The organism is Thermosynechococcus sp. OHK43 (assembly GCF_014466085.1).
GTDB lineage: Bacteria > Cyanobacteriota > Cyanobacteriia > Thermosynechococcales > Thermosynechococcaceae > Thermosynechococcus.
In genome coordinates this window covers 1-17,915 of record NZ_JACOMP010000268.1, presented here as the reverse complement: position 1 = coordinate 17,915, position 17,915 = coordinate 1, and the positions used below count along the sequence as shown (strand labels likewise).

Sequence of the window (17,915 nt, the reverse complement as noted above, 5' to 3'; positions counted from 1 at the left end):
GAAATGGGTTTGCCAGAATTGGCCAAGGTCAGCCAAAGTAGGATTATTGCCTGCTTGCAGTTGCAGAAGCCGCACCAGGGAACCCTCGGCTCGCAAAAGCTGGGGATTGAGGAGTGTGAGAGCTACATTTTCTGCCACCAGCGCTGGCCAAAGGGAGATGATTTGCCATAACCAGTTGAGGCGGCGCACTAAATTGGCTTTGTCCCAGATGGTGGTGAGGGGAGCGGCATGGGTCAGGCCGGGGACAACTTTGGCATCGGCAATGTCAATGCAACTGACGGGGGCATGCTCAAGGAGCAACAGTTCTCCTTCTGGGAGGGAAAGCGCGCCAAAGAGTTCTGGAACATGGGGACGCTTGGGAAATAGACGTAGGTAGGGACGGTAAAGTTGGGCAGTATTGTCCACACTGGGGGCTGGCTCCCCCGGCAATAAGTCCAAGAGCAGGTGTTTGCCTTGCACCAAGTAGCGATCGCCCACCAGCTCACCGACGCTATAGTGATCCAAAGCGGAGCCAATGGCCCACAAATAGCGTTTTAGGAGTGGCACCTGACAGTGGTGACACTCAACTTGGTGAATGGAATTGGCTGTGCCACACTCCGGGCAAATAAGATTAGGGGCAGGTGGATTCATCGCTTCAATCCTGAGATGGCCGCCGCAGTCATAATCACCCGCAGCAGGTATGCATCAAGTTACTGAGCCAGTCATTCGCTAGTTCATAGCAGCGGCAAATAGCATACATTCCAATTCCCTATCCTAGCCTTTCTGCGGCAACAGCGGAATTGTGGGTCAAGCCTATAGGTGGCTACCGCAGCCCCCAGGATAGAATTGAATAAAGCCAATCTTTAGGCAAGGGCATCAAAACCAGGGGTGCAAATTTTTGTGAATTTTAATGTTATTTGCTACAGCGCTTATCAATAAACGCATAAATCATAAATAAAGTCTTAAGGAATCATCGAGTTGAGAGGGATAGACTATGGAGCAATTGAGTTCAGGCTTAAATTTGCAAGCCTTAGTGCAAACGCACTTTGTTTCAATTGCTCCAGGGGATTCCTTCAATAACATTCTCCAAGGCTTACAGGAAAGTCAGGGTTCTGGCCTTGTTGTAGAGGAGCAGGGGCAGTTTCGGGGATTGATCACCCAACGGGAAGTGATCCGCGCCCTTGGCAAGGGCTACTCTCCCCAGGAGATAACTGCTGAGCGGATCATGCTGCCATCGGACTACTGTTTGAGCCTCAAGGATCTGGATCATCTCCTGGGGGTTCTCGGGCGTTTTCGTCATCTGGGCGTGGATGCCCTGGCAGTGGTCAATGACTCTCAAGGGGTTGAAGGACTGCTGACCCGCCAAGCGCTGCGTGAGCGCTTGCGCCCTGCGGATCTGCTGCGGATCAAGCGGGTAGTGGAGGTGATGGTATCTGATGTGGCCACTATTACGGCTGAGGCTTCGTTACAGGAGGCAGTTGTTCTGATGAGCGAACGGGGTGTCACCAGTTTGGTGGTTCCTGAGGAAACATCCTCTGGTGTGCTGCCGCGCGGCATTATTACGGAAAAGGATATTTTTCAGGCACTGCATAGCCAAGGGGGAGTGCTCACAGGAACCGTCGGCAGTATTATGTCCCAGCCCGTGCTGACCGTCAAGCCCGATCAAAGTTTGTGGCAGGTGAATCATTTGCTCCAGGAGCATCAAGTGCGTCGCGTCGTGGTTGTGGACGATGATGGCCACATGGTAGGAATTGTGACCCAGAGCAATCTTTTGGCGGCCATTGACATCACTGAGGCTCAAGGGGTGATTCAGGTGCTAACACAGGAACTCAGCAAGGCAACGGCGGAACTGCGCTGGCAACTGTCGCGGCAACAGGCAATTACGGCGGCAATTACGGAGAGTGAACAGCGCTATAACACCCTCATTAGTCACTTACCTGTTGCCCTCTATCGGCGCGATCGCGATCGCCTGTGGCAATTCAACTATGTCAGCGACCAAATTTACCAGCTCACGGGTTACTTTCCCCAAGATTTACCCGACTGGCGGCAAATTGTCCCACCTCCGGATCTGATCCTGGCTGAACGGGAGATTGAGCAGGCCATTCAGCAACAGCGGGCCTACAGTACCACCTACCGCATTCGACATCGGGATGGCTGTTTCCGCTACTTGAGCGATCGCGGGCAGTTTGACCCCTACAGTCAAATGCTCCATGGCGTCCTTGTGGATGTATCGGATCAAAAGCGTACAGAGGAGCGATTAAAAACTTCCCTAGAGCGGGAAATGATTGTCAGCACCATCATTCAGGACATTCGCCAGTCCATTCGCCTAGAGGAGATTTTGCAGCGGGCGGTAACCAGCATCCAACAACTGCTGCTGAGCGATCGCGTGCTGATTTACCGCTTTTTAGCGGATGGCAGTGGTATAGTTGCCGTGGAGGCCACCGCCCTACCCCAGTACTCAATTTTGGGTCGAGTGATCCACGATCCGTGTTTTACCAAAGAAACAGCGCAGCGGTTTTTGGAAGGGCGCACGCTGACCATTAGCGATGTCAACCAAGCGCAACTCCAGGATTGCTATCGTGAGTTACTGACTAGCTTGCAGGTGCAGGCCAATCTGGTGGTGCCCCTGCTGCAGGGCCAGAACCTGTGGGGACTCCTCATTGCTCACCATTGTCGCAGCCCTCGCCTGTGGCAGCGGGAGGAGTTGTTCCTACTGCAGCGGATTGCTGAACCCTTGACGGTGGCCCTACAACAGGCGGAGATGTACGAAGCCCTAGAGCAGGCCAATGCCAATCTCCAGCAAATGGTGTATATTGACAGTCTCACGGATATTGGCAATCGCCGCTGTTTTGATGAATTATTCCCAAAGGAATGGCGACGCTGCCAACGGGCGCAAAAACCCTTAAGTTTAATCATGGTGGATATTGATTGTTTTAAGGCCTACAACGACCACTACGGTCATTTGCAGGGGGATGAGATTCTCAAGCAGGTGGCACAAATTTTGGAAAGCCATTTACAGCGGGCGGGGGATTTGGCCACCCGCTTTGGCGGGGAAGAGTTTGCTCTGATCCTACCCGATACCGATCACAGGGGAGCTATTCATATTGCTGAGAATATCCAAGCAGCGCTGGCTGCAGCCAATATCACCCATGCAAAAAGTACAGTGGGGCCGAAACTAACGGCCAGTTTTGGGATTGCGACAACCCTCCCTAGCCCTGACCATACCCCAGAAAGGCTCTTGCATCTGGCGGATCAGTGTCTCTATGAAGCAAAAACCCGCGGGCGCGATCGCTGGGTGGCTAAGGAGCTATAGCTGGGTGAGGGGTAGATAAATTCGTAGCCACGCTCCCCCATAGTCAGGATGATTGGCCGCTTCGATATAGCCCCCATGGCACTCAACAATTTGGCGGGCAATGGCTAACCCCAAACCGCTGCCACTGCCCACAGGAGGTAGCTGCCCTTCATGATCCGTGGGAATGACAAAGCGATGCCGCCGTGGCTGTGCCCGATAAAACCGCTCAAAGACATAGGGTAAGTCCTTGGGGGGAAAACCACTGCCAGTATCAATGACTTCGAGACAGAGATACCCCCCCTCGCGATCGCTCAGGAGCCGCGTCAGGACTTGACCGCCTACAGGGCCGTGTTTAATGGCGTTGTCGTAAAGATTCATCAGTAGGCGCAACAGTTGCGATTCATTCCCCCAGTAGGGAGCTTTGTCTGGACCGCTGTACTCGTGCTGGATGTTTTTGTTCTGGGCTAAGGGAGCAAGGCATTGCCAAGCGGTGCGAATGACTTGCACCAGATCCAGAGGGTGCCGCTCCAAACTATCGGCAGGAGTATGGCTGAGGCGGTTGAGTTCCAGAAGTTCTTGCACTAGGAGGGTAAGGCGAATAATTTCTGCGAGGAGGCGATCGACCCAGTGCTGCAGGGACTCCGGTACCCGCTGCTGCAGGGTTTCAGTTACCAGGCGCAGCGAAGTGAGGGGCGTTTTCAGTTCATGGGCCACATCTGCTGCCCAGCGATCGCGCTCATCCCGCAGCCGCACGACCTCTTCGCAGTCCTCAATAAATACCCCCACATGTCCTTCCTCAAGGAAGAGTCCCCGTGCCCGCAGGGGTTTGCGCTTGGTTTGCCCTACTGGTGTGATGTAAGCGTAAAGCCATTCCTGCTCTGTTATGGTTTGCTCTTGGCGCACCTCCTCAATGAGACAGTCCAGTTCATAGGAGCGCACCAGTTCTAGAAAAAGGCGGCCTTCAGGAGACCTTAAGCCAAAAAGCGATCGCGCCGCTTCGTTGCAGCAGACCACACAGTTGGCCTCATCCACCTCCAAATAGGCAATGGGGGCATATTCAAGGATCGTTTGATAGCGCTGGATTTTCTGACGGCAGCGTGCCTGTTCCTGAAGTTGTTGGCTGAGGAGGGTTTGTAAGCGTTGCCACGGTGAGGACTTGAAAGGACGGGCAGCATACTGTTCGAGGAGCGTCTCCACAGCATGGCGCATTTGTCGCCACTGCCAGAACCAAACCATTAGCCCCAACAGCAGACCAACCCCAAAAAAGATCAACTCCATGCGTGAATGCCAGAATTGTCTCTATTCTATGGTTATTCCGCGTTGGTTTGCTCTGCGATGTCATCACCCCTTTTGCGTGTCGAAGCCCTCACCGTTGACTTTCCTCAGACCGATCAAACCCTACGGGCAGTGGATGGGATTTCCTTTCGCTTGGAGCGTGGCCAGACCCTTGGCATTGTCGGTGAGTCGGGTTCAGGGAAATCAGTGACCTGTTTGGCGCTCTTGCAGTTGCTCTTGCCGCCGGGACAGATCAGCCACGGCCAAGCCTGGTTTCAGCCAGAGCCAGAGGGGACAGCCATTGATTTGCTGCGCTGCACCCCCCGCCAAATGCAGCAGATTCGCGGTCGCCAAATCAGTATGGTCTTCCAAGAACCGATGAGTTCCCTCAATCCGGTCTATTCCATTGGCTTTCAACTGGCAGAGGCCATTGATCCGCAGCAACGACTTTCCCAAGGGCAATGTCAACAGCGGGCGATCGCCCTCCTTGAGCAGGTGCATCTCCTCAAACCGGAAGACCCCCTTGAGGAGAAAAAGCGGTTTCTCGGTCGCTATCCCCATCAACTCTCCGGGGGGCAAATTCAGCGGGTGATGATTGCCATGGCTATGGCCGCTTCGCCAGCGCTCTTAATTGCTGATGAGCCCACCACTGCCCTCGATGTGACTGTACAGGCGGCAATCCTACGGCTATTGCGAGAATTACAGCAGCAGTACCCTCTCTCATTGATTTTTGTGACCCATGATTTGAATCTGATTGCGGAATTGGCGGATCAGGTCGTTGTCATGTACCAAGGGCAAATTGTTGAATCGGGGACCCTTCAGCAGGTGTTTCGCCACCCCCAACATCCCTATACCAAGGGGCTACTGGCCTGTCGTCCCCGCTTGGATCAGCGTCTGGCGATTCTGCCAACGGTGGCGGATTTTCTAGGGGCCACCTCCCCGCAATTAGAAGTGATTTCCCCAGGGCAGCAGCGGGAACGCCTAGCCCATTTGGCCAGCCAACCCCCCTTGGTGCAGGTGGAGCACCTCTGGGTTAAGTATCCGGTTGCGGGGGGGCAGCGCTCGCTAACCGCAGTCAGGGATGTCTCATTTACGATTCGCACAGGGGAGACCTTGGGCCTTGTGGGGGAATCGGGCTGTGGCAAAACCACCTTGGCACGCACCCTCTTGCGCCTCCTAGAACCCGCCCAAGGCAAGATTCTTTTTGGCGATCGCGACATTAGCCATTTATCGCCTCGCCAATTGCGTCCCCTGCGGCAGCGCATGCAACTGATTTTCCAGGATCCCTACAGTTCCTTGAACCCACGCATGACCATTGGCGAGTTGGTGGCCGAACCGCTGCGGATTCACCGCCCTCATCACTCGCAACGGCAACACCAAGAGCGGGTGGCCTATCTCCTTGAGCGGGTGGGCATTGATCCCCAAGCTCAGAATCGCTATCCCCATGAATTTTCGGGGGGTCAGCGGCAGCGGATTTGCATTGCCCGTGCCTTGGCCTTGAATCCCGAGTTTGTCGTCTGTGATGAGTCGGTGTCTGCCTTGGATGTGTCGGTTCAGGCGCAGGTGCTGAATTTACTCAAGGAACTCCAGCGGGAATTTCAACTGACCTACCTCTTTATTTCCCACGACCTGAGTGTCGTTAAATTTATGAGCGATCGCCTGATGGTTATGTACAATGGCGAAATTGTGGAAATGGGTGAGGCGGAAGCCGTTTACCAACAGCCCCAGCACGACTATACCCGCACATTAATTGCCGCGATTCCCCGTGGTCTTTCCCTTGAGGCAGCCTAGATGTTCTCCTCCCTTGATCTTGAGAAGACCCTTGCCACCCTGCGCCCCATTCTTTGGCAGGCCCTTGAGCAACTGCGCCAGTTTTACCGCCAGGTGAAGGATCTAACGGTCCAGGATAAAGGCGGTGATCCCGTCACCCTCGCGGATCAGCAAATTGATGCCTTTTTGCGCCATGCCCTCCAAGAACATTTTCCGGCCTCGGCGTTTGGCTATCTCACAGAAGAAACCTACACAGCAGGTCAGCCCCTATCGCAGCCCTATGTCTGGATCATTGATCCTTTGGATGGCACCTATGACTTTCTGCAACAGACGGGGGAGTACGCAATTCACGTTGCCCTTGTCCATAAACACCGCCCCTGTTTAGCTGCTGTGGTCTGGCCTGAGCAGGAGGTGATCTACACCGCCATTGCCGGTGGCGGCACCTATCGAGAAACCCGCCACAGTTCAACACGCCTGCAAGTTCAGCCCCCCAGCCCTGACCAGCCCCTGCGGGTGGTGATGAGCCGCAGCCATGGGGGCGATCGCCTAGAGGCATTTCTAACCAGCTTGGGATCGGTGCAGCTAATGCCGATGGGCAGTATGGGCTGTAAAACGGCGAGTATTTGCCAAGGGGATGCGGATCTGTACGTCAGCCTCACAGGGGGCAGTGCCCCCAAGGATTGGGACTTGGCGGCACCGGATTTGATCATGCAGGAGGCGGCGGGGGCCTTTACCTATGTCAATGGCGAATTACCCCGCTACAATCGTGCCGATGTGCAGCACTGGCAACCTCTGGTGGTATGTCATCCTGTCTTGAGCCGTTGGGTGGGCGATCGCCTGCAAGCCTTTTTACAGGAAAATCAAGGCTATTCTGGAAAATAGGCAAGTTCAGTCGGATAAAGGACAGGGCATGGTTTTTAATTGGTTTCGACGCAAGTTTGGCGGCAGTGGTGAGGAGCCATCCCCCGCTGCAGAAAGCCCAACGGAAGCGCCACCTGCAGAATCCACCGAATCCACTGCTTCCCCCAGCATCCTCAACTGGGCCAAAACAGCACTCCAGTCGATTCAAGCGCGACAGGCATTGCAGCGTCCTACAACCGTTGAAACCACTGAAGAAACTCAGGAGACACCGACGGCTGAAGCAGTGGCGGCTGATGCCCCCCTTCCTGTCTCTGGGGAGTCTGCCCAGACCGCTGTTGCGGATGAACCTGCTGCTGTCCAGCCCGTTGTTGAAGCTGAGCCTGGGGAACCAGACCCCTCCCCTGTCCTTGATGAGGGCTTTTTGTGGTCGGCGGCGGTCCTTGCCGCCCAAGGCCGGCGCCCAGAGGAGGTGGATATTGAGGAAATTACTTGGTTACAACGCCTGCGCCGAGGTCTGGGCAAAACTCGTCGTGGGCTGGTGCATCAACTGCGGGCGATCGTCGGCCAAGGCCCCTTAAGTCGGGATGCTGTCGAAGCAATTGAGATGCTGCTGTTGCAGGCGGATGTGGGGGTCAAGGCCACAGATCAAATTATTGCGGCGCTGCAAACAAAAATTCGCCAAGAAACCCTCCCTGCCGATCAGGCGATCGCCTACCTGAAGGAGATTCTGCGGGACATTCTTGATCGCCCCTTTCAACAGGGCTACCGCCGCAACTTTGCTCCGAAAAAGGGCACGCTGAATATTTGGTTGATTGCCGGTGTCAACGGCGTCGGGAAAACCACCACCATTGGTAAGCTCGCCCACATTGCTAGCCAGTCGGGCTATCGCTGTTTGATTGCGGCGGCAGATACCTTTCGGGCAGCCGCCACCGAACAGGTGAAAATTTGGGGACAGCGCTCCAATGTGGAGGTAATTGCCAACCCCGGCAAAAATACCGATCCTGCTGCTGTGGTTTTTGATGCTATTGGGGCTGCCCAGGCCCGAGGCACAGAATTGCTCCTGGTGGATACCGCTGGCCGCTTGCAAAACAAGGCCAACCTGATGGAGGAACTCAAGAAAATCCGCCGCATCATTGATAAAAAGGCGGGCGATGCTCAAATTGAATCGCTCCTAGTTCTCGATGCTACCCTCGGCCAAAATGGTTTGCGTCAAGCGCAGATCTTTGCAGAAGCAGCGCAACTGACTGGGGTCATCCTGACCAAGTTGGACGGAACCGCCAAGGGGGGGGTGGCCTTGGCGGTGGTACAGGAATTGGGGCTACCGATTCGCTTCATTGGTGCTGGCGAGGGCATTAAGGATCTGCGCCCCTTCTCCAGTTTTGAATTTGTTGAGGCCTTGCTCTCCAGTGATGTGGAGGTGGCAGCATGAGGCTGGCCGATCGCCTGCGGTATTTCCAAGGCAATGTTTTTGATGCAATGGATCGGGCAAAGGCAGCGGTGGCGGCCACTGGGCGGCCGATTGTGGATCTCTCCCTTGGTTCTGCGGATTTGCCCGTAGCCGATCACATTCTTGCGGCCATTGAAGCGTCGGTGCGCGATGCCAGTACCTATGGCTATCAACTCTTTGCTAGTACGGCGGCCTTTCGCCAGGCAGTAGCCACTTGGTTTGAACGCCGCTTTGGCCTCAGGGTGGATCCCGAGCGGGAGGTGCTGACGCTCATTGGCTCCCAGGAGGGGACGGCGCACTTGCCCCTTGCGGTGATGAACCCCCAAGAGTATGCCCTGGTGCTCGATCCGGGGTATCCCTCCCATGCGGGTGGGGTCTATCTTGCGGGTGGACAAGTGTATCCACTACCCCTGCGCTCAGAAGATCACTTTTTGCCAGATTTGGCAGCGATTCCCCTGATGGTACGGGAGCAGGCCAAACTTTTGATTCTCAGCTATCCCCACAATCCCACCACGGCAGTGGCGCCCTTGGACTTTTTCAAGACGGCGGTTAAGTTTTGCGATCGCTACGGGATTTTACTGGTACATGATTTCCCCTATGTTGATCTGGTCTTTGACGGGGAGCGGGCACCCTCGATCTTTGAAGTGGATCGCGATCGCCAAGTGGGGATTGAATTCTATAGCCTCTCGAAGTCGTACAATATGGGCGGGTTTCGCATTGGCTTTGCCATTGGCCGTGCCGATATCATTGCTGCCCTGCGCCAAATCAAATCGGTGATTGACTTTAACCAATACGCCGGCATCTTGCGGGGGGCCATTGCCGCCCTCACAGGAGATCAAACCTGTGTCCAGCAGACGCGGGAGATTTTTCGGCAGCGGCGCGATGCCTTTGTCCAAGCCCTCGGCGATCATGGCTGGCCGGTGCCCCTCCCGCCAGCGACGATGTATGTGTGGGCGCAACTGCCGGCGCCTTGGCAACGGGATTCCCTTGGCTTTTGTCAAGCCCTTGTTCAGGCAACTGGGATTGCAGCGGCTCCCGGCTCGGGTTTTGGGGAGGGGGGAGAGGGCTATGTGCGCTTTGCCCTAGTGCGCGATCGCCCCTGTTTAGAGGTGGCCGCTGCCCAAATTGCCGAATTTAGCCAAACGGTCCTGAAGGTGTAGGGCTCTAGTCTCCCATGATCCACGCCAACAGCAGGATCAGACCGCCCCAAAGGAGGATTGCAGGAACATGAATGGCGCGCAACACTTCTAGGGGAGTTAAAATGAGCACCTTGGTAAAGAGATTGGTGATCGTACAAAGAAGAACCAGCAAAATGATAAAGAGCATGGCAATTCGCCCTAGGCATTGCCATAGATGGGAATCACGGCGCCACTAATGGCCGCCGCTCCCTCGGAAATGAGGTAGGCAATCAGTTCAGCGATCGCCGCAGGACTCACCCAATTTGTTGCTTGGGCTTCCCCCATCGCCGCCCGATTGGCGGGGGTATCAATAATGCTGGGAAGGATCACATTGGCCGTGATATTTTTGCCTTTGGTTTCAGCAGCGATCGCCCGCGTAAAGGCCACTACTGCGGCTTTGGCGGCGCAATAGGCGGCCAGTTCAGCCGCTGGCTCAACTGCACCCCGTGAGCCAATGGTGACGATGCGTCCGTATTGCTGTGCTTGCATGCGTTTAAGGGCGTGCTTACAGACCAAGAAGGTGGTCTCGACATTGAGGCGAAAACTCTGCTGCCAATCACTGAGGGCAAATTGTGCGGTTGGCCCCATACTAAAGCCACCCACGAGGTGAACCACGGCATCCAATTGCGGCATTCGCTCCAACAGAGCTGCCACTTCACTTTCATTGTTCAAGTCCGCTGCCACAAACCGCACATTGGCCAATTCCGCCGCCGCCAATTGCTTTTCGAGAGCAGCACGGGCAGCCCCATCAATGTAGGGAACTGTCAGGGTATAGCCGTGGCTCAGGAGAACTGGCACTACCCCTTGGCCCAGCCCGCCTGTGCCGCCTGTCACTAAAACCGCCCGATGGCCAAATCCCCTCATGGCTGATCCCTCAGTGTCAGTTGTCGTGCTTTGTAGAAGGTTTGCAAACTGTGGCGATCGCCAACAAATCGCCAGTGCCAAGGTTCATAACTCACTCCCTGAGGATTATTACGGGGAAAGGACAGTTCAAAACTAAAACGAGCCGCATTCTTTCCCAACCAACGAAAGGCAGGGGTATCCTCAAAGGTTTCCTTAAGATGGGTCTGTGGCCGGGTGCCATCACCAATATCAATGGCATAGCCCGTATGGTGCTCGCTATAGCCGGGGGGTGCACTCACCAATGCCCGCTCCCTTGCCCGTTGTGCCCGCTGCTCCTTGACCTCAAAGAAAAGATAGTCCTGATCCTGTTTGGAACGAAATCCAGAAAGCGGTATCAACACCACCCCCTCCTGCTGCGCGGCGGCCACCATTGCCCGAAACCGCTCTGCTGCGGCGCGCCGTAACTTGATTTGGCCATCGGCGCTCACCGGTTCCAGTTCTGCGAGGGGAGCCTCTTCATAGGGCAGATGTCCCAGCAGATTCTCTGTTGGCGTTACCGTTGACGCCGTTCCCCTGGGTGATTCCGCAGGACGATTCAGGAACCAGGCTGCTCCTACCCCCATGAAAGCCACGAGCGCAATGGCGCTGACGATTGCCCCTCGCCGAGGCTCCTCCTTACCCTTGGTGATGGGTTGTAGCCGCTCCGCAACAGGAATATCTTGATCCATGATTCAACCCTGTTCTTTTGTAGAGAATAGACGATTTTTCCTAGGGCTGGGCATAGAGTTGCCAGTAGTTCCAGTAGTTTTCCAAGACACTCTTGACATAGCCATAGGTCTCAGGAAAAGGAATCGATTCCACAAAGCGATCGCTATCGCCAATGTCGAACCGCTCTAGCCACTGACTGACATTGCCGGGACCGGCATTGTAACTGGCCAAGGCTAAGAGTGTGTTTTGATTGTATTGATTGTGGGTGTAGTCAAAGTACCACGTGCCCAAACGGATATTGTGCTCTGGATCCACAAGGGAATAGTCCTCTAGGTTCAACTGCTCGGCAATCCAAGCGGCCGTCTCTGGCATCAACTGCATTAACCCCGTTGCCCCCACCACTGAGCGGATCTCCTTTTCGAAGCGAGATTCTTGGCGAATCAGGGCCATCACCAACAGGGGATTTAAGTTGTGGGTCAGTGACCACTTTTTGACCAATTCCCAGTAGGGCAAGGGGTAAAGGGCATACCAGAAGCGGACATCACGGCGAAGGGGCGCCAAGAATGTGGCCACCTGCGGTTCCCTGGCGGCCCGTGTAAACAAGTTTTGCAGCATAAAGATGCCATCGAGGTATTCCCCCACACCAAGGCGAATCAGGCCATCAGTGAGTTGCTCTGCCGCTGTTGGTGTCACTCGGTTCTGGAATTCCCACTGCCAGCGCTGCCAAGCCTCCTGAAATTGCCGCAGCAGATACAGTTCTTGCAGGGTTGGGCTGCCCGTCGCTAAAGGGAGCAGGGTTTGGCGATCGCCCGCCACTGAGGGGCGCTGCTGTCGCAGGGTTGTAAAGGTGCCCACTGGTTTCTTAAGCAGACTGGCAGCTCGCCAAGCATAGTAGGTGTGGGGATAGCGCTCCGTAACCAGTTGCCAGGTTTGGCGTTGCCCTTGGGGTTGTCCTGCCTCCCCTTGCCATTTTCCTTGCCAAAAGGCGGCTTGGGGGGCAAGCTCACTCTCAGGGTTAAACTTGAGAATCTCCCTAACCCACTGTTGTGCCTGAGACCACTGCCGTTTTTGGGCAGCTCCTTGGGCCAGTTGCCAGCGCAGTTCTGCTGCAGCGCTGCTTTGGGGATAGGCCTTGAAGAGCTGTTGCTGGGTTTGTTGTGCCCCTTTGGTATTCCCCAGTTCCCTATAGGCTTGGTACTGTGCCAGAAGGGCATCAGCAGCGATCGCTGGCGCTTGATTTTGGGTGGCGAACTGAAGACACTTGGCCAGCAAAGGGAGACGTGCCGCCGGTGTTTTGGCTAAGTGGGCAAGGCGCAGTTGGGCAAGGGCGGCTTCTGAACTGTTGGGAAAGCGTTGGATCAGGGCTTGATAGGCAGCAATCGCCCCGGCGGTATCCTCACTCAATTGGCGTCCCCGGCCGACCCGATAGAGATTCAAGGGGGTTGGCGGTGCTTTGGCGTAGGCCGCTGCTGCCGAGGCATACTGCATTTTTTCCCAATAGCCAAAGGCGATCGCTTCCCAATCGGCCGGCGTGAGTTGATCGGCGTAGCGCTGGCGCAAAATTTCCAGGTAGGTACCGTACGCCTGAAGAAAAAGACCGTGGCGTGCCACCAGCTTCAGGTAAGGGACTTGATCGGGATTTTTCTCTAACTGTTGCGCCACATAGTTGACGACGGCAGGATGCTGTGGAAAGCGCGCAATTGCTTCCTCTGGCCGGTTCAGATTCAACAGGGCCACCGCTGCCTCCGGCGCCGTGCCATACTCCCGCAGCAACTGTTGCCACGTTGCCTTTGCCTTGCGGTCATCTCCCTGTTGCTGATAGGCCTTAGCCCGAAGGAGCAGAATCGGTGCAGCCATAGGCCGGTAAGTCTGCTCAAGACCCTCGAGCCACTGGAGAGCCCCTTGGGGCTGATTTCGACGCAGACTGTCTACTGCCAGCAGATAACGGGCGCGATCGCGTTTGAGGGGATCCCCAGAGCGTGCCCACTGCACCAACGCTGGCACACTTTTGGGCGGAGCCTCGCCATTGAGCCTATAGGGAGGCGCCGGCGATCGCCCATGATGCCACTTGACCAGCCCAGCCCCGAGGACGAGCGTCGCCAGCAACAGCGACAGTAGCCAAGGCCCTATCCGTTGGTAACGTTTTACTTTCGAGAGGAATTGGACCATTGCGGTGCCCTCAGCCAGTAACCCTGCTGTCTTTAGTAAACTACGGTGTGGCCATCTGCAAACCAGCCGCGACTGAAGTCCCCGGCTTCCTTTTGCCTTGCGGAGGTGCTATGAAAAGATCAACCCATCATGGTCAATCTCAATGCCCCCGACACCGCGCATGGTTTGGATTGTAATTGGCTGCAATTGCCTGATTGCGCTGATTGCATTGTGGTTGGCCTGGCAGTTGGTGAAGCTGCGGCAGATTCTGCGGGGGGTGTCCCGTGCTCTACTGAATGCCGAGCGGAGTACCCACCGCGTCTTAGGTGGTGCTCCGGAGGTAATCATCATTGGCCAGCGGGGTGTGTCAAGTGTGCGATTGCAATTGCCTAAATGGCGTCGGCAACAGCGCAATGTCCGTCTGTTTTTAACCTTGCTAAGCTGGATAGGATGGTATAGTAGCCGCCTACGAAGGAGAAAGCGATGAGTCGGCAACAGAGTGGCGGTGGTACCTTTTTGGGGGGGCTGCTCCTAGGGAGTGCGATCGGCACAGTCGTGGGGCTATTGATTGCTCCCCGCTCTGGTCAAGAAACCCGCCAACTGCTACGCAAATCCGCTGATGCCCTACCCGAACTGCTCGAAGACATTACTGCCAGTTTTGAGCAATATCGCGATCGCCTTTCAGAGACCACCCAGGAGCGCTGGCAGGCAACCCTAGAACGGCTCAAGGAAGCGATCGCCGTCGGTATCGAAGTCACCCAGCAGCAGCAGCAAACCTTTCGGCGTGAAGCCAATGGCATAGCCTTGAGTGACCCTGATGAAGAGGATGTTGTCAATCAATAGCTTCATAGCTTACTTTGGAGTCGTCAGCTAAGGAATATGAGCCAAGAAACTAGGAGTCATCCCCTTAGCCAACAATCTCGACAGAGGGAGAACCCAGCGAGATTTTCCAAACAAAACATAATACAATCTTGCCATCACGTTTTTTGGTAACAGCACTGCTACAACCAACAGGATTCAAAGAAGGGGTACACCATCGTGGGATTATTTAGTCGGCTATCACGAGATATTGGCATTGACTTGGGGACAGCCAACACACTGGTTTATGTATCCGGACGCGGTGTGGTTTTAGAGGAACCGTCCGTTGTCGCCATTGACCAAAACACCAAACAACCCCTTGCCGTTGGTACTGAAGCGAAGCGAATGCTGGGTCGGACACCCGGGAATGTGGTGGCCGTACGTCCACTGCGGGATGGTGTGATTGCCGACTTTGAACGTGCCGAACTAATGCTGAAGCACTTTATGCGCCAAGTGCACGGCGGCAAGAATCTCTTTGCCCCCCGTGTGGTGATTGGTATTCCCAGCGGTGTTACCGGTGTCGAACGCCGTGCCATTGAGGATGCGGCTCGGGGTGCGGGGGCGCGGGAGGTGCATTTGATTGATGAACCCGTGGCCGCTGCCTTTGGCGCAGGTTTACCAGTGGAAGAACCAACGGGCAACATGATTGTCGACATTGGCGGTGGCACGACTGAGGTGGCGGTTCTCAGTTTACAGGGCACCGTTTTGAGTGAATCCGTCCGTGTGGCTGGGGATGAAATTTCTGAGGCAATTGTCCAATATTTGAAAAAAGTACACAACTTAATTATTGGTGAACGCACAGCTGAGGAGATCAAGATTCGCATTGGCTCTGCCTATCCCAATGACAGCTATGACTCCGAATCCATGGAAGTGCGGGGCCTGCACCAACTCTCTGGCCTACCACGCACAGTTGTAGTCAAAGCAGAAGAGATTCGCGAAAGCATGGCCGAACCCCTGTCGGCGATTATTGAAGCGATTAAGCGTACCCTTGAGCGAACCCCGCCGGAACTGGCCGCAGACATTGTTGATCGCGGGATTATGTTGGCCGGCGGTGGTGCCCTGCTACGGGGTCTCGATACCCTGATTAGCCATGAAACCGGCATTGTCGTCCATGTGGCAGCGGATCCCCTGCGGTGTGTAGTCATGGGTACTGGGCGCGTACTGGAAAACTTCAAAGACTTGGCTCGGGTCTTTTCTACACAACCGGCAGTGATTGGTTAAGGATCAGCAGTGATGGCTTTTCTGCTGCGCTGGTGGGGACGATATGCAGGTAGCCTCGGCCTTGTCGCCTTAGTCCTCACAACGGCTTGGATTTTGCGCGCGACCAATGGGGCAGCGATTCGTGAACTCTACCGCCTTCTCAGTTTGCCCTTTCAAGGCGCAGTGGACGATCAGCAAGCCCTGATTCAAGCTCGCACATGGCAACTGGAGCAGCAACTGGCTGCCCTTCAGGCGGAAAACCAACGGTTGCGGCACATGCTGAATGCACCGATGCTCCCCAATTTGAATGGCCGCATTGTGCCGGTGATTGGTCGCAGTTCCGATCAGTGGTGGCGATCGCTCCTCTTAGGGGAAGGCACTCGTCAGGGCTTAACCGTTGGCTCAGTGGTGGTGGGTAACGGTGGTCTTGTTGGCCGCATTACCAGCATTACCCCCAATACCAGCCGAGTCATGTTACTCACGGATCCCGCCAGTCGCGTGGGGGTTGTGGTTGGTCGAACGCGGCAGATGGGGATTCTGCGGGGACAACTCAACCAGCAGGTGATTGTCGAGTTTTTAGAGAAAGACCCGAAGGTACAGCCCAAGGATGTTCTCTATACCTCAGCCCTGAGTAGTCTTTATCCAGCAGGCATTCCCATTGGTGAGGTGCAATCGGTGGAACTGAGCGATCCCACCCATCCCCATGCCACCGTTATTCTTGGGGCGCCGTTTGATCGCCTTGAGTGGGTGACCGTCATTCCCTATGCTGAACCGACAGACACGTTTACACCGAACTAGTCTCACTAGTCTCAACTGGCTGATTACCATTGGCTCTGTGGGACTCTGTGCCCTGCTGAGCTTTATTCACTTACCTAACTTGCCTCTATTGGTGCCGGACTGGTTTTTGATCTGGGTGGTGGTCTGGAGTGTCAAGCGATCGTGGGGCCAAGGGGTACTGGCGGGTATTGCCCTCGGCTGGATTCAAGATGGCTTGGTCAGTGCTCATCCTAGCCATGCAGTCAGCTTAGCTTTGGTGGGGGGGCTGACCGCCCTGATGCAAAAGCAGCGTTTTGTTTCTGAGGATTTTATTTCCGTTGCTCTGATTACCTTTGCAATGGCCATCCTGCAGCAAACCATCATCGCAATCCAAATGACCCTTGGCAGTGGCTTTCCCCTAGAGGAAATTTGGCAGCACCATCGGCAAGTAGCGCTTAGCTCAGCTATTATGAGTAGTCTTTGGGCACCCTTGCTCTATGCCCCCTTGAATCGCTGGTGGACGTGGCTGCGAGAACAGGAGTAGTTCATGAAAAAATGCAGGAGCTTCCTTACCCCTGCACCTGACTTGTTCATTTTAAATCTCAGTCAATGCTTTGGCGCTATGGGCGTAATTTCCCGAACATACTCATAATGCCGTCTTGTTTCTTGAGCATTTGGTTGAGCTTGCGCAAATCCAAGTTAATGGTTTCACCAGGATAGTTTTTCAAAAACGACATCACGCTCAATCCTTCTGGAGAGGCAGCGGCAGTGAGCATCGCACCCCGAAGGGCAACTTCCCCAGCTTGATCACGGCGAATTGTGACCTGAGAAAATTGTTTGAGTAAATCTTTGCCAATGGGACTGGCTAGAATTTGATCGGTTTGCACAACATTAAAGGGCAGCCGCATACTCAAGAGTTCAAGGAGCTTGGCTTGGCTATCTTTGGGAACCAGCCGCATCAATGCTCGCAATTGACCCGTTGCTTCTTGGGTGGACACAAATTCCTCTAACTCCGACATGGGGAAGGATCGCTGAAAAGGACCATAGGTGAGGGAGACAACGTTAGCTGCTTTGACAGGGGGGGTGAAAAGGGCACCTACGGGTAGTGCCAGTGCCAGTAACCAAGGTGAAAGACGCTTCAGCATAGGGGATCGACTCCAAAATCACTTCGGTACAAACGTCGGATTGCACCGCTAGCAGTATAGCAGTGAAAATAGAGCTTGCTGGTTCTCCTTAACTTATCCCTAAACTTGTCCTTAACGTTTAGTGACTTTAGACGTAAATTGATGAGCGTTTGGCAGCAGGGCGCCACGATTGAGCTCAGGATTGACTCCTTAAGCCACACGGGGGAGGGGGTAGGACGCTGGCAGGATCGGGTGGTTTTTGTGGCCGATACGGTTCCGGGCGATCGCCTGCGGGTGCGCCTGACCCACGTAAAGCGACAATATGCCCACGGCAAAGTTTTGGAGGTGGTGCAGCCTTCAGAACGGCGGGTGCGCCCAAGCTGTATTGTCGCCGATAAGTGTGGCGGCTGCCAGTGGCAGTGTGTGGCCTATGCAGCTCAATTGGCGGCCAAAGAACAACTGGTGAAGGACGCGAT

General features: G+C 55.0%; 17 protein-coding genes and 1 pseudogene. 11 read left to right on the top strand and 7 right to left on the bottom strand.

Annotated features, from left to right (window positions below; genetic code table 11):
• Window positions 1-630, bottom strand: a pseudogene (locus H8Q75_RS11700) (serine/threonine protein phosphatase); the annotation flags it as partial.
• Between the two features lie 343 nt (window positions 631-973).
• Between H8Q75_RS11700 and H8Q75_RS11695 the strand changes: the two are divergent.
• A complete protein-coding gene (locus H8Q75_RS11695) occupies window positions 974-3,292 on the top strand; it encodes a diguanylate cyclase (protein WP_297041900.1) in 2,319 nt (772 codons plus the stop codon).
• Here the strand turns inward: H8Q75_RS11695 and H8Q75_RS11690 are convergent.
• Window positions 3,287-4,549 (bottom strand): PAS domain-containing sensor histidine kinase, encoded by a 1,263-nt coding sequence (locus tag H8Q75_RS11690; protein ID WP_297041898.1) that lies wholly within the window; start codon window positions 4,547-4,549, stop codon window positions 3,287-3,289. The genes H8Q75_RS11695 and H8Q75_RS11690 overlap by 6 nt on opposite strands.
• A gap of 57 nt (window positions 4,550-4,606) precedes the next feature.
• On the opposite strand from H8Q75_RS11690, the gene H8Q75_RS11685 reads away from it, so the two are divergent.
• The 4 genes from H8Q75_RS11685 to H8Q75_RS11670 are packed head-to-tail and all read left to right on the top strand — an operon-like array spanning window position 4,607 to window position 9,784.
• Window positions 4,607-6,337, top strand: coding sequence for an ABC transporter ATP-binding protein (locus tag H8Q75_RS11685; protein WP_024125853.1), 1,731 nt, complete (start codon window positions 4,607-4,609; stop codon window positions 6,335-6,337).
• Window positions 6,338-7,198 (top strand): 3'(2'),5'-bisphosphate nucleotidase CysQ, encoded by an 861-nt coding sequence (locus H8Q75_RS11680; protein WP_297041896.1) that lies wholly within the window; start codon window positions 6,338-6,340, stop codon window positions 7,196-7,198. It abuts the gene before it with no gap.
• A gap of 28 nt (window positions 7,199-7,226) precedes the next feature.
• Window positions 7,227-8,606 carry a signal recognition particle-docking protein FtsY gene (gene ftsY / locus H8Q75_RS11675; protein ID WP_024125855.1) on the top strand — a complete coding sequence of 460 codons (1,380 nt, stop codon included), beginning with the start codon at window positions 7,227-7,229 and terminating at the stop codon, window positions 8,604-8,606.
• Complete coding sequence (locus tag H8Q75_RS11670) at window positions 8,603-9,784, top strand: LL-diaminopimelate aminotransferase (RefSeq protein WP_024125856.1); 1,182 nt, start codon at window positions 8,603-8,605, stop codon at window positions 9,782-9,784. The genes ftsY and H8Q75_RS11670 overlap by 4 nt, the downstream gene beginning before the upstream one ends.
• Window positions 9,785-9,788: 4 nt before the next feature.
• On the opposite strand, the gene H8Q75_RS11665 is transcribed toward H8Q75_RS11670, so the two are convergent.
• The 4 genes from H8Q75_RS11665 to H8Q75_RS11650 are packed head-to-tail and all read right to left on the bottom strand — an operon-like array spanning window position 9,789 to window position 13,522.
• Window positions 9,789-9,950: a hypothetical protein gene (locus H8Q75_RS11665; RefSeq protein ID WP_024125857.1), complete on the bottom strand. Its 162-nt coding sequence runs from the start codon at window positions 9,948-9,950 to the stop codon at window positions 9,789-9,791.
• 11 nt (window positions 9,951-9,961) lie between these two features.
• A complete protein-coding gene (gene fabG, locus H8Q75_RS11660; protein WP_024125858.1) occupies window positions 9,962-10,666 on the bottom strand; it encodes a 3-oxoacyl-ACP reductase FabG in 705 nt (234 codons plus the stop codon).
• On the bottom strand, window positions 10,663-11,373 hold the full coding sequence (locus H8Q75_RS11655; RefSeq protein WP_297041891.1) for a M15 family metallopeptidase: 711 nt from the start codon (window positions 11,371-11,373) through the stop codon (window positions 10,663-10,665). The genes fabG and H8Q75_RS11655 overlap by 4 nt, the downstream gene beginning before the upstream one ends.
• Before the next feature lie 40 nt (window positions 11,374-11,413).
• Window positions 11,414-13,522, bottom strand: coding sequence for a transglycosylase SLT domain-containing protein (locus tag H8Q75_RS11650; protein WP_297041887.1), 2,109 nt, complete (start codon window positions 13,520-13,522; stop codon window positions 11,414-11,416).
• Window positions 13,523-13,664: 142 nt separating this feature from the next.
• Here H8Q75_RS11650 and H8Q75_RS11645 point away from each other — a divergent pair, with 142 nt between their 5' ends.
• From H8Q75_RS11645 to mreD, 5 genes are all read left to right on the top strand, one after another.
• Window positions 13,665-13,988, top strand: a complete 324-nt coding sequence (locus H8Q75_RS11645) for a hypothetical protein (protein ID WP_297041885.1) — start codon at window positions 13,665-13,667, stop codon at window positions 13,986-13,988.
• On the top strand, window positions 13,985-14,344 hold the full coding sequence (locus tag H8Q75_RS11640; protein WP_051372855.1) for a YtxH domain-containing protein: 360 nt from the start codon (window positions 13,985-13,987) through the stop codon (window positions 14,342-14,344). The genes H8Q75_RS11645 and H8Q75_RS11640 overlap by 4 nt, the downstream gene beginning before the upstream one ends.
• Before the next feature lie 195 nt (window positions 14,345-14,539).
• Complete coding sequence (locus H8Q75_RS11635; protein ID WP_024125862.1) at window positions 14,540-15,580, top strand: rod shape-determining protein; 1,041 nt, start codon at window positions 14,540-14,542, stop codon at window positions 15,578-15,580.
• 12 nt (window positions 15,581-15,592) lie between these two features.
• Window positions 15,593-16,357: a rod shape-determining protein MreC gene (gene mreC / locus H8Q75_RS11630; RefSeq protein ID WP_297041880.1), complete on the top strand. Its 765-nt coding sequence runs from the start codon at window positions 15,593-15,595 to the stop codon at window positions 16,355-16,357.
• Window positions 16,323-16,859, top strand: a complete 537-nt coding sequence (gene mreD / locus H8Q75_RS11625; RefSeq protein ID WP_024125864.1) for a rod shape-determining protein MreD — start codon at window positions 16,323-16,325, stop codon at window positions 16,857-16,859. Before mreC ends, mreD begins: the two co-directional genes overlap by 35 nt.
• A 76-nt stretch (window positions 16,860-16,935) precedes the next feature.
• Here the strand turns inward: mreD and H8Q75_RS11620 are convergent, their stop codons facing one another.
• The gene (locus H8Q75_RS11620) at window positions 16,936-17,460 is read right to left on the bottom strand and encodes an alpha/beta hydrolase (protein WP_297041877.1); all 525 of its coding nucleotides are present in this window, start codon (window positions 17,458-17,460) and stop codon (window positions 16,936-16,938) included.
• Window positions 17,461-17,601: 141 nt separating this feature from the next.
• Between H8Q75_RS11620 and H8Q75_RS11615 the strand changes: the two genes are divergently transcribed.
• Window positions 17,602-17,915 (top strand): TRAM domain-containing protein (locus H8Q75_RS11615; protein ID WP_297041875.1); only part of this gene is annotated, 314 nt, incomplete at its 3' end.

Bases quoted from the DNA above. Each gene is read 5' to 3' on its own strand.
- fabG (WP_024125858.1), bottom strand. From the start codon at position 10,666: ATGAGGGGATTTGGCCATCGGGCGGTTTTAGTGACAGGCGGCACAGGC.
- H8Q75_RS11645 (WP_297041885.1), top strand. From the start codon at position 13,665: ATGCCCCCGACACCGCGCATGGTTTGGATTGTAATTGGCTGCAATTGC.
- H8Q75_RS11655 (WP_297041891.1), bottom strand. From the start codon at position 11,373: ATGGATCAAGATATTCCTGTTGCGGAGCGGCTACAACCCATCACCAAG.
- H8Q75_RS11690 (WP_297041898.1), bottom strand. From the start codon at position 4,549: ATGGAGTTGATCTTTTTTGGGGTTGGTCTGCTGTTGGGGCTAATGGTT.
- H8Q75_RS11680 (WP_297041896.1), top strand. From the start codon at position 6,338: ATGTTCTCCTCCCTTGATCTTGAGAAGACCCTTGCCACCCTGCGCCCC.
- H8Q75_RS11640 (WP_051372855.1), top strand. From the start codon at position 13,985: ATGAGTCGGCAACAGAGTGGCGGTGGTACCTTTTTGGGGGGGCTGCTC.
- mreD (WP_024125864.1), top strand. From the start codon at position 16,323: ATGCTGAACCGACAGACACGTTTACACCGAACTAGTCTCACTAGTCTC.
- H8Q75_RS11650 (WP_297041887.1), bottom strand. From the start codon at position 13,522: ATGGTCCAATTCCTCTCGAAAGTAAAACGTTACCAACGGATAGGGCCT.
- H8Q75_RS11695 (WP_297041900.1), top strand. From the start codon at position 974: ATGGAGCAATTGAGTTCAGGCTTAAATTTGCAAGCCTTAGTGCAAACG.
- ftsY (WP_024125855.1), top strand. From the start codon at position 7,227: ATGGTTTTTAATTGGTTTCGACGCAAGTTTGGCGGCAGTGGTGAGGAG.
- mreC (WP_297041880.1), top strand. From the start codon at position 15,593: ATGGCTTTTCTGCTGCGCTGGTGGGGACGATATGCAGGTAGCCTCGGC.
- H8Q75_RS11670 (WP_024125856.1), top strand. From the start codon at position 8,603: ATGAGGCTGGCCGATCGCCTGCGGTATTTCCAAGGCAATGTTTTTGAT.
- H8Q75_RS11685 (WP_024125853.1), top strand. From the start codon at position 4,607: ATGTCATCACCCCTTTTGCGTGTCGAAGCCCTCACCGTTGACTTTCCT.
- H8Q75_RS11620 (WP_297041877.1), bottom strand. From the start codon at position 17,460: ATGCTGAAGCGTCTTTCACCTTGGTTACTGGCACTGGCACTACCCGTA.
- H8Q75_RS11665 (WP_024125857.1), bottom strand. From the start codon at position 9,950: ATGCTCTTTATCATTTTGCTGGTTCTTCTTTGTACGATCACCAATCTC.